Raw genomic sequence first — 14,376 nt, 5'->3', positions numbered from 1 at the left:
CCGAGGGCTACGGTGCGGGTGTTGTCTACGTGGGATCGGTCATAGTCTTCGGCGTCCGGTCACGGTGATGACCGCGGGACTGGTCACGGTGCTCTGGGCGGTGGCCGGCGACGCGCTGTCGCAGATGCTGTCGGACGCGCTGAGCTCGGTCTCGGGCTGAGACGTGGCGGCGCTCCGGCGGGGGGAGCGCGGCTCCGCCGTGGTGGACTTCGCGCTGGTGCTCGTCGTGCTCGTGCCTCTCTTCCTGGGCATCCTGCAGGTGGCCCTGCTGCTCCACGTGCGCAACACGCTGACCGCGGCCGCCGCCGAGGGGGCCAGGTACGCCGCCACGGTCGACCGGTCGCCTGCCGAGGGGGTGGCCCGCACCCGCGCGCAGATCGCGGACGCGGTCGCGTCCCGGTTCGCTGAGGACGTGACGGCGACCGAGACGACGCTCGACGGCGTGCCGGTCGTCCGCGTCGACGTGGTCGCCGAGGTGCCGCCGCTGGGCATCTGGGGCCCGGGGGTGAAGCTGGCCGTCTCCGGCCACGCGATCGAGGAGAGCGCCCCGTGAACCGCAGGAGCGAGCGGGGGACCGCGCTGGTGGAGTTCACCTGGCTCGCGATCCTGCTGATGGTCCCGCTTCTCTACATCGTGCTGGCCGTGTTCGAGGTGCAGCAGGCGGCGTTCGGAGTGAGTACGGCGGCCAGGGCGGCCGGCCGCGCGTTCACCCAGGCCCCCAGCGAGGCGGCCGCCCTCGACCGGGCTCGGGCGGCGGCGCAGCTGGCGTTCACCGACCAGGGGCTGGACGAGGCGGCGCGGGCAATGCAGATCACCTGCCGCCCCGATCCCGGCAACTGCCTCGCGCCCGGTTCGGTCGTGACCGTGACCGTCGGTTACCAGGTGCCCCTGCCGCTGCTGCCGAGCGCACTGGGCGAGCAGCGGCCCAGCGTCCGGGTGGAGGCCGAGCACGCGATCCCGTACGGCACCCACAGGGCGGACCTGCCATGACGCTGCGGACGGTGCGGTCGCGACGGCATGAGGAGGGGCAGGTCGCCGTGCTGATCATCGGTCTGACACTCGTGCTCGCGATGGCCGTCGTGGTCGTCGTGGACGCCACCGCGGCGTTCCTGAAGCGCCAGGCGCTCGACACCCTCGCGGACGGTGCTGCCCTCGCGGCGGCCGACGGGATCGCCGGCGAGCAGGTGTACACCACCGGGCTCGGCGAGCGCGCGCTGATCGACCCGGGGACGGCCGAGGCGTTCGTGGCCGGCTACCTCGACTCGGTCGGCGCGGGTCGCCGGCACCCCGGGCTCGCCTACGTCGTCGAACCGGCAGAGGACCGGGTGGTCGTCCGCCTCACCGCCCCGCTGGACCTGCCGCTGCCGTTGCCGGGGGTGGCGGACCGGGCACGCGTGGACGCCGTGGCGGCGGCTGTCGCCGTGGTGGGTGACTGAGTCGGCGGCGGTTGGCAGAAGTTTCTCGGTCCCGGAGGTTTAGACCAGCGAGGGCGCGGACAGGATGGCTGGTGTGCGCCCTGGAGCGGCCTGATCGCCGCCACCGGATGCGCTCGATTGAACGTGGTCAAGCCAACGTGCCACGACAGATCGAAAACAGAGTAGGTAGCAAGCAATGACCGCTTCGCCTGAACTTCAAGAGCAGCAGCTGGACACGACCGACATCCTCGACCCGACAGAGACGGTCACCGAGGCCGACCGAAGCCAGATCACCGCCCGGCTCCTTGCTCAGATCGCCGAGACCACCGACGAGGTGGAGCAGAAGAGGCTCCGCGACGAGATCGTCGTCCTCAACATGGGTGTCGCCCGGGCGATCGCCTCTCGTTACCGCGACCGCGGGATCTCCCGCGACGACCTCCTCCAGGCCGCGTACGTCGGTCTCGTCAAGGCCGTGCAGGGTTTCGACCCCAGCTTCGAGCGGGACTTCCTCAGCTACGCCGTGCCCACCGTGACCGGTGAGGTCAAGCGCTACTTCCGCGACTTCGGCTGGACGGTCCGTCCGCCGCGTCGCATCCAGGAGCTGCAGGCCCAGATCTCCCGCGCCTCCAACGAGCTCTCGCAGACCCTGCACCGCTCGCCCAAGCCCCGTGAGGTGGCCCAGCACCTCGGTATCGACGAGGACGCCGTCGTCGAGGCGCTCGCCGCCGACGGTTGCTTCACCCCCGCTTCGCTCGACGTCCCCGTCGGCGAGGACGGGAGCGGTTCGCTCGGGGAGCTGCTCGGCGGCGAGGACGCCGACCTGGGCCGCGCCGAGGCCCGGATCCTGCTCGGCCCCGCGGTGCGCAAGCTCAAGGACCGCGACCGCCGGATCATCGAGCTGCGGTTCTTCTACGGCTGGACCCAGGAGCAGATCGCCCAGGACATCGGCGTGACCCAGATGCAGGTCTCACGCCTCCTCTCGCGCATCCTCTCCGACCTGCGCGCCGAGCTCGCCTGAGGCTCGCCCGCACAGCGCGGGCCCTCGCGGCTCAGAAGGCGGCGCCGACCCTCCTCCGGGATGGAGGGTCGGCGCCGCCTTCTTGCGTGTGACCTGCGGGAGGCGTCAGGCGAGGTTGTGCCGGCGGATGATCGGGATCACGCCCCACAACAGCGCGAACAGCCCGAGGGTCAGCCCGGCCATGACGTGCGAGACCGGCGCGCCGATCACGACGTCGAAGACCAGCCACACCACCCCGACCATCGTGAGCGCGAGCGCGACCAGGCCGTTGCGGGCGGCGCTGTGCGCGGCCTCCACGATCCACTCGCGTTCGCCGCGCCGGAAGAGCGTGCGGTGGAAGGCGACCGGCGCCACGATCAGCGCGGTGGCGACCACCGACATGCTGAGCACGCCGAGGTAGACCCACTTCTCGGCCCGGTCGATCTCGCTGAACCGACCGGTGAACGGGATGGTGAGCAGGAAGCCGGTGAGGATCTGCGCGCCGGTCTGCATGACCCGCAGCTCCTGGAGGAGCTCGTTGAGGTTGCGGGTCAGCCGGGTGTGCTTGTCCTCGTCCGGCTCGCCGGCGACGCCCCCTCCGGGCACCTCGGCGTCACTGCTCATCGGCGCGTCGCTTCAGCGGCCGCGTGGCGGGGCCCTGCAGCACCTCCCCGTCGAGATCGAAGCGCGACCCGTGGCAGGGGCACTCCCATGCCTTCTCCACGTTGTTGAACGACACCAGGCAGCCCTGGTGCGTGCAGGTGGGGGAGACGGCGTGCGCGGTGCCGTCCTCGTCGACGTAGGTGGCCCACTCCTTGCCGCCGTCGCTGACGATGCCCGCTTCCCCGGGGGCGAGCTCGTCGGCGGACAGCTGCCGCTTCACCTTGGCCGCGATCCGGGCGCCGGCGTTGCCGGCCAGGCCCGCCACGGCACGCGCGCCGGAGCTCACCACCGTCTTGGCCTCCAGCGTCGGGTGCAGCCTGCGGGGGTCGTAGATGCGGGCCCACTCCTCGGGCCGGCCCTCGATCGCGTCGCGGAGCAGCAGCCCGGCGAGCACCCCGTTGGTCATCCCCCAGGCGTTGAACCCGGTGGCGACCCAGGCGTGCTTGGCGCCGGGGTGGAGCTTCCCGATGAAAGGAAGCTTGTCCCCGCTGGAGTTGTCCTGTGCGGCCCAGGTGAACGCGGTGTCGGCGACGCCGAAGCGGTCGCGCAGCCACGACTCGAGTCGCTCGAGCTGCTCGGGTGCCGAAGGGCTGCCCGGCTTGAACGGTGCGCCGGTGGCGATCAGCAGTCGCTTGCCCTCGCCGTACGGCGCTCCTCGCACCGACCGTGTGTCGGAGCCGGTGGAGACGTACATCGCTCGGGGGTCCGCGCTGTCGTCGACCACCGCGGCCGCGGCGAACTCGCGCTCCGGGCTCATCCGCGTGAACAGCATCGACCGGTCGAAGACCGGGTAGTGGGTGGTGACCACGACGTCGAGGGCGGTGATCCGCTGCCCGGCCTCGGTGGTGAGCACGTTCGGGTCACCCTCGTGCAGGTCGGTGACCCGGGTGTTCTCGAAGATCAGCCCGCCGCGGTCGACGAAGTCTGCTGCGACGGCTCGCAGGTACTTCCGGGGGTGGAAGACCAGCTGGTCCTCCACGCGGACCGCCCCCGCGACGGGGAACGGCAGACCGGTCTCCTGGGTGAACGTCGCCGCCAGGCCGGCTCGCCGGGCGGCCTCCGCCTCGGCGCGGAGCATCTCCACGTCGGACTCGGACTCGCTGTAGACGAACGCCGGCTGACGCTCGAGGTCACAGTCGATCCCGAGCTCCTCGGTGAGCGCGGCGACGCGTTTCATGGCCATGGTCTGACTGGTGGCGTAGGCCTCCGCGGTCTCGTCCCCGAGCTTCTGCGCCAGGTGGTGGTACACCGCTCCGTGCAGGACCGAGACCTTCGCGGTGGTGCCTCCGGTGACTCCGGCGGCGATCCCGCCGGCCTCGAGCAGCGCGACGGAGCGGCCCGTGCGGGCGAGCTCGGAGGCGACGCTGATGCCGGCTATGCCGGCGCCCACCACGGCCACGTCGACGGTGATGTCCTCGGTCAGCAGCGGGTAGTCCGGGGTCTCGGCGGAGACCATCCAGTACGACGTCAAGTTGTCCATGCTCAGCGACCGACCGCCTTCTCCAGCTCTGCCTTGTTCATCTTCGACCGTCCCTCGACTCCCTTGCGGCGGGCCTCCTCGTAGAGCTGGTCGCGCGTGCGACCGCCGGCGCCCTTGTGCGAGCGCAGGCCACCGCGCCGCCCCGAGGAGATGTCCTCGGTCGACGTACGGCTGCTCTCCTCGGCCTCGCCGGCTCGGGCGCGCTCCTTGTTGACCGTCCGCGCCGCGATCTCCTCGGCGGTGTCCTCGTCGCGGCCCCGCTCCTCGAGGCCCTCCTTGATGTGCTCGTACTGCCGCTCGCGCTTGGAGCTCCATGCCTTGGGCATCGCGACCCCTTTCCTGGGACGGGTCCGGTCGCCGGGGGAGTACCCATCGCGGCTCGCCGGCATGCCGGACCGTCGCCGGCGCGGCTCGTGACCCAGACCGCTGATTGAGACCCTCCCTCACGGGTATCAAACCGCAAAGGAGACAGCGGAAGGAAGATGACGATGATGAAGAAGCTGATGTTGCTCGGTGCCGGTGCGGTCGGCTACGTGCTCGGTGCGAAGGCCGGCCGGGAGCGTTACGAGCAGATCGCCGCACAGGCCCAGAAGCTGCGCACCAACCCCAAGGTGCAGCAGAAGGTCGACGAGGCCAAGCACGCGGCGAAGGACGTGGCCGACCAGGCCGTGGAGAAGGTCAAGGAGCAGGCCGAGGGCGGCTCCTCGACGCCGTCGGGGACCAACCCGAACGTCACGTCGACGCCGACCGGCGCGACGGGGCCGAAGTCGTTCGGCGTGGGCAACGAGGGCGCCTGACCGCTCCCAGCAACGCCTTGCAGGGTGGGGCGCGGCCGCCGACTCCGGATGGCTGCGTTCCACCCTGTCGCGTACCCTTGCCGACGTGGCAGGCCCCGACTTCGAAACCCAGATCAAGCAGCTCCAGGCGACCATGCAGACCATCGAGCAGGTGCTCGACGTCGACGACATGCGCAAGGAGATCGCCGAGCTCGGCGAGCAGGTGGCTGCACCCGACCTCTGGGACGACCAGGCCAACGCGCAGAAGATCACCGGCCGGCTCTCCACGCTGCAGGGCGAGCTGGAGCGGTTCACCTCGCTGCAGAGCCGCATCGACGATCTCTCGGTGCTCCTCGAGCTCGCCCGCGAGGAGGGTGACGCGGACTCGCTCGCCGAGGCCGAGGCCGAGCTGCACCGGATCCAGAAGTCCGTCGAGCAGCTCGAGGTCCGCACGCTGCTGTCGGGGGAGTACGACGCCCGCGAGGCGCTCGTGACGATCCGCGCCGGCGCCGGTGGCGTCGATGCCGCCGACTTCGCCGAGATGCTGATGCGGATGTACGTCCGCTGGGCCGAGCGCAACAAGTACCCCGTCGAGGTCTTCGACACCTCCTACGCCGAGGAGGCCGGCCTGAAGTCGGCGACCTTCGCGATCCACGCCCCCTACGCCTACGGCACGCTGTCGGTCGAGGCCGGCACCCACCGCCTGGTGCGGATCAGCCCGTTCGACAACCAGGGCCGCCGGCAGACGTCCTTCGCCGCGGTCGAGGTCGTTCCCGTGCTCGAGCAGACCGACGAGATCGACGTGCCCGACGAGGAGATCCGCGTCGACGTCTACCGCTCCTCCGGCCCGGGTGGTCAGTCGGTCAACACCACCGACTCCGCGGTTCGCCTCACGCACATCCCGACGGGCACGGTCGTCAGCTGCCAGAACGAGAAGAGCCAGCTGCAGAACAAGGCCAGCGCGATGGTGATCCTCAAGGCGAAGCTGCTCGCGCTGAAGAAGGCCGAGGAGCGCGCCCACCTCGACTCGCTGCGCGGCGACGTGCAGGGCTCGTGGGGTGACCAGATGCGCAACTACGTGCTGCACCCCTACCAGCTCGTGAAGGACCTGCGCACCGAGTACGAGGTCGGCAACCCGCAGGCGGTGTTCGACGGCGACATCGACGGCTTCCTCGAGGCCGGGATCCGCTGGCGCCGCGGCGCGGACAAGGCCGCCCAGAACTAGTCGTCCGACGAGCCGACGGTGGTGACCACGTCGGTGCACCACCGGTCGGCCCGTTGTACGACGTCCTCGCCGGCGTCGCTGCCGACACCGCCGGTGTCCTCGCGGGGGCCGGTCGGCTCCTCGATCTCGCAGCTGAGCCAGGTGTCGCCGAACAACCCTTGCAGGCGTGCCCGGAGAGCCGGCCGGTCGTCGTCGCCGGTGCTCCGCCGTTCGCACACCGAGGTCACGCCGGGGTCGCCGAACCCGATCGACTTGGGGAAGGCGCAGTCGCGACCCCGGCGCGTCCGTCGTACCAGGGTGCGGGCCTCGGCCACGGTGACCGGCCGGGCGAAGACCCACGTCCGCGCGACGGTGCCGTCGGCGGCCTCGAAGACGCAGCCGTACTCGTGCGAGACGTCGCGTTGTCCCGGGCGGACCTCGAACTCCTCGCCGTTGCGGTAGTGGGCGGTGTCGGCGACCGGCGAGCCGAGCGCACGCGCCACGGCGTCCTCGTCGAGGGCCGGACACAGGTCGGCGCGCGGCACGGGGTAGGCGCTGAGGTCGAGATCGGCGTCGCTCGGCTCCACCGACGGAGCACTCTCACCGCTCTCAGCAGGAGGCTCGGGCGAGTCGGTGTCCGCCGTACACCCGGTCACCAGGGCCGCCGCAGCGAGCAGCACGGCCAGACGGCGACGGGGGGACATGGCCCCACTCTAGGCATCCGGCCAAGCCGTGGCGCGGTGCGGTGGCAGCGCCGCGGGGGACGGCGAAACACCGCGCCGGCCTGCCTGCGGCCCCGCCTGGGAGCGGTCACCTAGACTCAACTGTTGGTCGGATACGTCGGTGCTGCAGCCCTCGGGCGGCGCCCGCGATGAACCCTTTGTCCCCGAGCCCGGCCGCCCACGCCCTTGATCCGTTTCGAGAATGTCACCAAGACGTATGCCGGCCAGAGCCGCGCAGCGCTCGACGACGTGAGCGTCGAGGTCGGCAAGGGGGAGTTCGTGTTCCTGGTCGGCGCCTCCGGCTCCGGCAAGTCCACCTTCCTGCGCCTGGTGCTGCGGGAGGCGCGGCCCACGCACGGCAAGGTGTACGTCGCCGGCAAGGAGATCAACCGGCTGGCCGGCTGGAAGGTGCCCGGCCTGCGCCGTCAGATCGGCACGGTGTTCCAGGACTTCCGGCTGCTGCCCAACAAGACCGTCGCCGAGAACGTCGCGTTCGCGCTGCAGGTGATCGGCAAGCCGCGCTCGCACATCAACAAGGTGGTCCCCGAGACCCTGGAGCTCGTCGGGCTCGAGGGCAAGGGTGACCGGATGCCCGACGAGCTGTCCGGTGGTGAGCAGCAGCGGGTCGCGATCGCCCGGGCGTTCGTGAACCGGCCGATGATCCTGATCGCCGACGAGCCGACCGGGAACCTCGACCCGAACACCTCGGTCGGGATCATGAAGCTGCTGGACCGGATCAACCGCACCGGGACCACCGTGGTGATGGCCACCCACGACGCCGGCATCGTCGACCAGATGCGCAAGCGCGTGATCGAGCTGTCCGGTGGCCACATCGTCCGTGACCAGACCCGCGGCGTCTACGGCTACCAGCACTGAACGACCAAGGACCAAGGATCTCGCCTCGATGCAGCTGACCTATGTCTTCTCCGAGCTCGGCAACGGGCTCAAGCGCAACGTCTCCATGACGATCGCGGTGATCGTGACGATCTTCGTCTCGTTGACCCTCGTCGGGATGGGGCTGTTGCTCAACGCCCAGGCGGACAAGGCCGAGGAGTACTGGGGGAGCAAGCTCCAGATCACGGTGTTCTTGTGCAACCAGAACTCCACGACCGCCAACTGTGTCGACGGGGAGGTCACCGGCGCGCAGAAGAAGGCGATCGAGAAGGTCCTCGACGACCACCCCGAAGTCGCCTCCTGGCGCCTGCAGAGCAAGCAGGAGGCCTACGACAAGTGGCGCAGCGCCTACGTGTCGAACGACGAGACCGAGCAGCGCGTCTACGAGTCGATCCGGCCCTCGGACATGCAGGAGTCGTACTGGGTGCAGCTGAAGGACCCCGAGAAGTTCATGGGGATCAAGAGTCAGGTGTCGGGTCTCGACGGGGTCAACACGGTCCGTGACCTGCGTGAGGTGCTCAAGCCGATCTACTTCTGGATGAACGTCATGAAGTGGGGCGCGATCGCGATCGCCGGCTTCCTGATCTTCGCGGCGGTCCTGCAGGTCGGGAACACGATCCGGCTGGCGGCCTTCGCGCGCCGGCGCGAGATCGGGATCATGCGCCTGGTCGGCGCTTCGAGCCTCTACATCCAGCTGCCGTTCCTGATGGAGGCGCTGGTCGCGGCGCTGATCGGCGTGACCCTGGCCGCGGCCGCGATCGGGGCGTTCATGTACTTCGTGATCTACCAGATGCTCCGGCCGACCTCGAACATCGTGGCCTGGATCGACTGGACCGACGGCCTGTGGGCGGTGGGCTGGATCGCGCTGATCGGCCTGCTCCTGACATTGGTGCCGACTCTCGCAATGACCCGGAAATACCTCAAAGTCTGAGTAAAGCCAGTTACCGTCGAAAGCCTGACCCAGACCACAAGCTAAGGCAGACCGGTGCTTCGCCACTTCCCCCGTAGCCACCGTCGCCGCGTGATAGCCGCTCTTGCGGCAAGCAGCATGCTGTTGAGCGTCGCTGCCATCCCGCTGGCCTCGGCTGATGACCTGCGCGACCGCAAGAAGCGTGTCCAGGGTGACATCTCGCAGACCCTCGAACACCTCGACCAGTCCAGCGCGGAGCTGATGGCCGCCACGCGCGCCCTCGCGAACGCCAAGGCGAAGCTCTCCGCGGCGCAGCAGCACCTCGCCAAGACCCGCGGCGAGCTCGCCGTGGCGGTCGTGCTCGACCGCCGGATGCAGTCCGAGCTCGACGCGGCCGTGCGCCGCCTCCGCGACGCCCGCGAGGACCTGGCCCGGGGCGAGGCGGACATGGCCGAGCAGGAGGAGGTGCTCGGCCAGATCGCGGTGCAGAACTACCAGCAGGGCGACCCGAACCTGCTCGGCCTGTCCATGGTGCTCAGCTCCCAGGACCCGGCGGAGCTGACCAGCCAGCTGAACTCGGTGCGCAACGTGCTCGACAAGGAGTCCGTGACGCTGGACCGCCTCGACGCGGCTCGAGTCATCCTCACCGTGAAGGAGGAGGAGGTCGAGGCCGCGAAGCAGGAGGTCGCCGTCAAGCGCCGGGAGGCCGCGGAGAACCTCGAGCGCAAGCAGGCGCTGGAGAGCAAGGCCGAGGAGGCCGAGCGCGCCGTGGCGAGTCTGGTCTCGGCTCGCGCGGACGCGCACAACGCCGCCGCCGAGGCCCGTCAGGCCGACCTCGAGATGCTGCAGGGCCTGCAGCAGGAGCGTGACCGGATCTCCTCGATCCTCGCCGCGCGAGCCGAGGCGGCTCGTCGCCGCGCGGAGGAGGCCCGCCGTCGGGCAGCAGCCCAGGAGGCGGCCGCTGCCGCGGCGGAGGACGCGAAGGGATCCGACGGTTTCCTCGACTATCCGGTCGACGGCTACATCACCTCGTCGTACGGCATGCGGCTGCACCCGGTCTACAAGCGCTGGACGCTCCACGACGGCACCGACTTCGGGGCCGGCTGCGGTACGCCGGTCCGCGCGGCCGCCTCGGGCCGGGTCATCGCGGTGTACTACAACGAGGGCTACGGCAACCGGGTGATCATGGACAACGGCTACCAGCGCGGCGTCGGCCTCGGCACGGCGTACAACCATCTCAGCGCCTACTCCACGTTCGCCGGCGAGCAGGTCGAGCGCGGCGAGGTGATCGGCTACGTCGGCAACACCGGCTACTCCACCGGCTGCCACCTGCACTTCATGGTGTTCGAGAACGGCGCGACGGTGAACCCGGTCGGCTGGCTCTGAGCGCCGTACTCCTTCGACCGGTCCCGAAACCGGATTGCCCGGCCTGACACAATCGAGGAATGGCCAAGGAGCAGGGGCGCAAGCTGATCGCGCAGAACAAGAAGGCGCGTCACGACTACCACATCGAGGACACCTACGAGGCCGGGCTGGTGCTCATGGGCACCGAGGTGAAGTCGTTGCGTGCTGGTCGTGCCTCCCTCGTCGACGGCTTCGCCGAGGTGCACGAGGGCGAGGTCTGGCTGCACAACGTGCACATCCCGGAGTACGCCCAGGGCACCTGGACCAACCACGCCGCCCGCCGCAAGCGGAAGCTGCTGCTCAACCGCGCCGAGATCGACAAGATCGAGTCGCGGGTGAACGAGAAGGGACTCACCCTGATCCCGCTGTCACTGTACTTCAAGGACGGCCGGGCGAAGGTCGAGCTCGCTCTGGCACGAGGCAAGAAGACCTGGGACAAGCGCCACGCCATCGCCGAGCGGCAGGCCAAGCGGGAGACCGAGGTCGCGCTCGGCCGGCGGATGAAGGGGATGGCGTGAACCTGGGCGATGAGGAGGTCCCGGCCTGGTCCGACCGTCTCGGGCTGCCCGGGCTGTACGACGTGCACGTGCACTTCCTGCCGCCCAACATCATGGCCAAGGTGTGGGAGCAGTTCGACTCCGCCGGACCGCTGATCGGCCGGCCGTGGCCGATCACCTACCGCGGCAGCGACGAGGAGCGGGTCGAGCAGCTGCGCGCACTCGGGGTACGACGGTTCTCCGCGCTGCCCTACGCCCACAAGCCCGGCATCGCCGGCTACTTCAACGACTGGGCACGTGACTTCGCGCAGAAGGTGCCCGAGTGCCTGCACTCCGCGACGTTCTACCCCGAGCCGTCGGCGGCCGACTATGTCGCCGAGGGGATCGAGGAGGGCGTCGAGATCTTCAAGGTCCACGTCCAGGTCGGCAACTTCGACGTCCGCGACCCGCAGCTGGACAAGGTGTGGGGCCTGCTCGCCGAGGCCGGCACCCCGGTCGTCGTTCATGCCGGCTCCGGACCGGTCCCGAACGAGAACACCGGGCCCGGGCCGGTCCGCGAGGTGCTCGAACGGCATCCGCGGCTGACCGCGGTGATCGCACACATGGGTGCGCCGGAGTACACCGAGTTCCTCGAGCTGGCCGAACGGTTCGAGCGGGTCCACCTCGACACCACGATGGCGTTCACGGACTTCTTCGAGGAGATGGCCGTTTTCCCCTCCGACCTGCTGCCGCGGCTCCGGGACCTCGGCGAGAAGGTGCTGCTCGGGTCGGACTTCCCGAACATCCCCTACCCCTATGCTCACCAGCTCGAGTCGCTCGAACGGCTCGGTCTGGGGGAGGAGTGGTTGCGTCGGGTGTGCTGGGAGAACGCGGCGGCGCTGATCGGCTGATCGGTCCACTGCCGCCGGGCTCGTTGGTTCAGGCGGTTGTGATGAGGCGTTGCAGCTGTGCCTCGAGGGGGCTGTGTTCCCATCCCGGTGCGGCTCGTGTCCTCGCGTGGGGATGTCTTGGGTCTGGGAGGTCCGGGGGTCGTGAGGTGTAGGTGTGGCCGGTGGGGGTGTGGATGGTGATCGGTCCGGCTCGCTCGGTGGTGGCCGTGTGGCGCCATCCGGTGGCTTCCTTGGCTTGGTTGCAGGCTTCGCAGAGCCCTTGACCGTTGGCTGCGGTGGTCTCGCCGCCGTCGGCGACGGGCTCGACGTGGTCGGCGTGCCGGATGGGGGCGTCGCACCAGGGTGTGCGGCACACGTCGTCGCGGATCACCAGGAACTTGCGTAGTGGTGCGGGGAAGATCCGTTGTCGGGACTCCATCGCGGTCAGTGCGCCGGTGGTGGGGTGGGTGTAGAGGCGTCGGATCCAGACCCGTGCCTGGTCGAGGTCCGGTCCGCCGCGGACGAGCCTGCGGGCCAGTGCTGCGGGGATTGGGCCGTGCCCGAGGATCCGGGCGGGTTCCTTGTCGCTGCCGAACAGGGTCCGGTCGGTCATGATCAGCTCGACCGAGATCGGCACGGCCTCTGCCGTGGTCTGGCCGGTGAGCCGCTCGACGAAGGTGTCGGCCATGATCTGGCCGCGGGTCCGTGGGTCACCGGCAGCGCGCAGGGTGTCGGCGTGCTTCCTCAGGGCGGCGTGGACCGCGACGCCCTGGGCGACGGGCAGTAGGCCGGTGACGTGGCTCATGGTGTCGGGGGCGGGTCGGATCGTGACCCGGCGGTCGCCTTCGGCGCGGCGGGCCCGGCGCACCACGGACTCGGGGTCGAGGCGGTAGGCGATCTTCTTCGCCTCGGTCTCCACGCCGCGGTCGCCGAGCTTGGCCAGCCTGCCGGCCAGCTCGGCGTCGACGCGGCGTCGGTGCTCGGCGGAGAGGATCGCGGTCTCGCGGACCAGGATGGTCGCGCGCCACTCGCTGATCTGGCCGTCGGTCAACGCCGCGAGCGTGTGCGGCATCTCCTCGACCAGTGCCCGGGCGAACCCGACGTGGCGGTGGCCGCGCTGGGGGGAGTCGCGCCGGGCCAGGGCGATCTGGTGCGCGATGCTCGAGCCCAGCTTCTCCTCGGCTCGCTTGCTCCGGCCTGCGCCGGCGCCGGTGCTGGTGCCGGTGTGGCGTTGGGAGTCGGCGAACGCCGCGGTCAGCCGGGCCTGGGCAGCCGCGGCGGCACCCTTGACTCTCTCCAGTGCGGTGATCAGGTCGATCCGTCCGGCATCGGAGTCCACCCCGTCGTCGTGGCGAAGCCGCTCGACCAGGTGCTCGAGGTCGTCGAGGACCAGGCCCGCCCTGGGGGAGGCCTGCTCGGGGAACGACTTCGAAAGCATGTTCGAACACTAGACGAGCGCACCGACAGTTCTGTCATCTCTCAAGACATCGGTGACAGTTCTCGCTCAGCGTGGTGGACGCTGCGGCAGCTCCCGTGACCGCCATACCACCGCAAGCCGGGGATCGCCGGTGGCGCTCGGCTCGACGCGGTCCACGGTGAAGCCCTCCCGCTCGTAGAAGGCACCGGCACGCTCGTTGCCGGCGAAGTGCTCGAGGTGCAGACGGTCCGCGTCGGCAGGCAGCTGCCGTGCGAGAGCGTCGAGCAGGCGGGGACCCAGCCCCAGACCCCGATGGTCAGGATGGACGTAGAGCTTGTAGATCACGTGGTCGGCACCGCTGAGCCCACGCTGCCCGACGCCGACCAGCTCCCCGTGGACCTCGGCGATGACGACCAGTCCGTCGGCGACGGCGCCGCCGATGTGGGTCGGGTTCCACCACCAGCGGACCTGCGAGTCTGCGGCCTCCGCGCCGATCAAGGGGGTGTAGTGCGGGCGGACGTACCTGGCCCCGAAGCGGCAGATCGCCGCCACATCGCCACTCCCGGCCTTCCGTACGTTCGGCTGGGCCGCTCTCATCCCGAGTCACCTCCGTGTCCGCGCGCCAGTCCGGAATACCCGATGCCCCACCTGTGTTGGGACAGGTACAGTGTCACCAGATTGACAACTCAAGAGGGGCTGATCGGTTTCGACTTGGGACGTTCGTTCCAGGGGAAGCGGGTCGAGAAGCCAAGGTCATCTCGTAAACGTTCCTTGGAAACCAATAACTGCCAACAACCAGCGCAGTTCGTTCGCCCTCGCCGCCTGAGCGACTGGTGAACGGGTCGGACTGAGCGCCGCCTCCGGCTCAGAACCCGGCCTCATCTAGGAGGCTTGCTGCTGCTCCCCGGCCACTGGGGTGCAGCGGGACATTTTAGTGGCTGAGTCTGTCGGCAACGTGTCTGTGCGAGTGCCGGGACTGAGAAGACGACATCGCAGACTGCACCCGGAGAAGCCCTGGAGCAGCGCCGAAGGACGCGGGTTCGATTCCCGCCAGCTCCACCGTGTGATGTCTCAGGACATCGCGGACGGCCGAACCCAATAGTGGTGGGTTCGGCCGTCCGTCGTTTC

At 69.8% G+C, this 14,376-nt stretch carries 17 protein-coding genes and 1 other RNA gene; 12 read left to right on the top strand and 6 right to left on the bottom strand.

All coding sequences use genetic code 11. The annotated features are described in order from the left end of the window. The first annotated feature begins 163 nt into the window (after window positions 1–163). From ACYVIH_RS08635 to ACYVIH_RS08620, 4 genes are all read left to right on the top strand, one after another. Window positions 164–553, top strand: a complete 390-nt coding sequence (locus ACYVIH_RS08635) for a TadE/TadG family type IV pilus assembly protein (RefSeq protein WP_460868231.1) — start codon at window positions 164–166, stop codon at window positions 551–553. Continuing rightward, window positions 550–990, top strand: a complete 441-nt coding sequence (locus tag ACYVIH_RS08630) for a TadE/TadG family type IV pilus assembly protein (RefSeq protein WP_460868229.1) — start codon at window positions 550–552, stop codon at window positions 988–990. The genes ACYVIH_RS08635 and ACYVIH_RS08630 overlap by 4 nt, the downstream gene beginning before the upstream one ends. Further along, window positions 987–1,436: a pilus assembly protein TadG-related protein gene (locus ACYVIH_RS08625; protein WP_460868227.1), complete on the top strand. Its 450-nt coding sequence runs from the start codon at window positions 987–989 to the stop codon at window positions 1,434–1,436. Before ACYVIH_RS08630 ends, ACYVIH_RS08625 begins: the two co-directional genes overlap by 4 nt. 175 nt (window positions 1,437–1,611) lie before the next feature. Further along, window positions 1,612–2,433, top strand: coding sequence for a SigB/SigF/SigG family RNA polymerase sigma factor (locus tag ACYVIH_RS08620; RefSeq protein ID WP_460868225.1), 822 nt, complete (start codon window positions 1,612–1,614; stop codon window positions 2,431–2,433). Window positions 2,434–2,538: 105 nt separating this feature from the next. Here ACYVIH_RS08620 and ACYVIH_RS08615 read toward each other — a convergent pair whose 3' ends face one another. Genes ACYVIH_RS08615 through ACYVIH_RS08605 form a run of 3 tightly spaced genes read right to left on the bottom strand, consistent with a single transcriptional unit; the run spans window position 2,539 to window position 4,881 of the window. After that, the gene (locus tag ACYVIH_RS08615; protein WP_460868223.1) at window positions 2,539–3,036 is read right to left on the bottom strand and encodes a DUF6328 family protein; all 498 of its coding nucleotides are present in this window, start codon (window positions 3,034–3,036) and stop codon (window positions 2,539–2,541) included. Next, entirely contained in the window at window positions 3,026–4,555 is a 1,530-nt protein-coding gene (locus ACYVIH_RS08610; RefSeq protein WP_460868221.1) for an FAD-dependent oxidoreductase, read from the bottom strand. Before ACYVIH_RS08610 ends, ACYVIH_RS08615 begins: the two co-directional genes overlap by 11 nt. A 2-nt stretch (window positions 4,556–4,557) precedes the next feature. Continuing rightward, the gene (locus tag ACYVIH_RS08605; RefSeq protein WP_460868219.1) at window positions 4,558–4,881 is read right to left on the bottom strand and encodes a plasmid stabilization protein; all 324 of its coding nucleotides are present in this window, start codon (window positions 4,879–4,881) and stop codon (window positions 4,558–4,560) included. Window positions 4,882–5,043: 162 nt separating this feature from the next. On the opposite strand from ACYVIH_RS08605, the gene ACYVIH_RS08600 reads away from it, so the two are divergent. Beyond that, window positions 5,044–5,352, top strand: coding sequence for a hypothetical protein (locus ACYVIH_RS08600; RefSeq protein ID WP_460868217.1), 309 nt, complete (start codon window positions 5,044–5,046; stop codon window positions 5,350–5,352). An 85-nt stretch (window positions 5,353–5,437) separates the two neighbouring features. Continuing rightward, complete coding sequence (gene prfB, locus ACYVIH_RS08595) at window positions 5,438–6,556, top strand: peptide chain release factor 2 (RefSeq protein ID WP_460868214.1); 1,119 nt, start codon at window positions 5,438–5,440, stop codon at window positions 6,554–6,556. On the opposite strand, the gene ACYVIH_RS08590 is transcribed toward prfB, so the two are convergent. Further along, entirely contained in the window at window positions 6,553–7,239 is a 687-nt protein-coding gene (locus ACYVIH_RS08590) for a hypothetical protein (protein WP_460868212.1), read from the bottom strand. The genes prfB and ACYVIH_RS08590 overlap by 4 nt on opposite strands. Window positions 7,240–7,443: 204 nt before the next feature. On the opposite strand from ACYVIH_RS08590, the gene ftsE reads away from it, so the two are divergent. From ftsE to ACYVIH_RS08565, 5 genes are all read left to right on the top strand, one after another. After that, window positions 7,444–8,133, top strand: coding sequence for a cell division ATP-binding protein FtsE (gene ftsE / locus ACYVIH_RS08585; RefSeq protein WP_460868210.1), 690 nt, complete (start codon window positions 7,444–7,446; stop codon window positions 8,131–8,133). A gap of 28 nt (window positions 8,134–8,161) precedes the next feature. Then, window positions 8,162–9,082, top strand: coding sequence for a permease-like cell division protein FtsX (ftsX, locus tag ACYVIH_RS08580; RefSeq protein WP_460868207.1), 921 nt, complete (start codon window positions 8,162–8,164; stop codon window positions 9,080–9,082). Window positions 9,083–9,205: 123 nt separating this feature from the next. Then, window positions 9,206–10,447 carry a peptidoglycan DD-metalloendopeptidase family protein gene (locus ACYVIH_RS08575; protein WP_460868205.1) on the top strand — a complete coding sequence of 414 codons (1,242 nt, stop codon included), beginning with the start codon at window positions 9,206–9,208 and terminating at the stop codon, window positions 10,445–10,447. A 59-nt stretch (window positions 10,448–10,506) separates the two neighbouring features. Continuing rightward, complete coding sequence (gene smpB / locus ACYVIH_RS08570; protein WP_460868202.1) at window positions 10,507–10,983, top strand: SsrA-binding protein SmpB; 477 nt, start codon at window positions 10,507–10,509, stop codon at window positions 10,981–10,983. After that, a complete protein-coding gene (locus tag ACYVIH_RS08565; protein WP_460868199.1) occupies window positions 10,980–11,852 on the top strand; it encodes an amidohydrolase family protein in 873 nt (290 codons plus the stop codon). Before smpB ends, ACYVIH_RS08565 begins: the two co-directional genes overlap by 4 nt. 28 nt (window positions 11,853–11,880) lie before the next feature. Here the strand turns inward: ACYVIH_RS08565 and ACYVIH_RS08560 are convergent, their stop codons facing one another. Both ACYVIH_RS08560 and ACYVIH_RS08555 read right to left on the bottom strand, forming a co-directional pair. Next, complete coding sequence (locus ACYVIH_RS08560) at window positions 11,881–13,269, bottom strand: HNH endonuclease (protein WP_460868197.1); 1,389 nt, start codon at window positions 13,267–13,269, stop codon at window positions 11,881–11,883. A 66-nt stretch (window positions 13,270–13,335) separates the two neighbouring features. Further along, window positions 13,336–13,845, bottom strand: a complete 510-nt coding sequence (locus tag ACYVIH_RS08555; RefSeq protein ID WP_460868194.1) for a GNAT family N-acetyltransferase — start codon at window positions 13,843–13,845, stop codon at window positions 13,336–13,338. Window positions 13,846–13,940: 95 nt separating this feature from the next. Here ACYVIH_RS08555 and ssrA point away from each other — a divergent pair. Further along, window positions 13,941–14,310, top strand: a transfer-messenger RNA (tmRNA) gene (gene ssrA, locus ACYVIH_RS08550). Window positions 14,311–14,376: the final 66 nt, after the last annotated feature.

The organism is Nocardioides pakistanensis, assembly GCF_054781215.1.
Note: the sequence above shows the minus strand (reverse complement) of the source record. Positions and strands in the feature narration are given on the sequence as shown.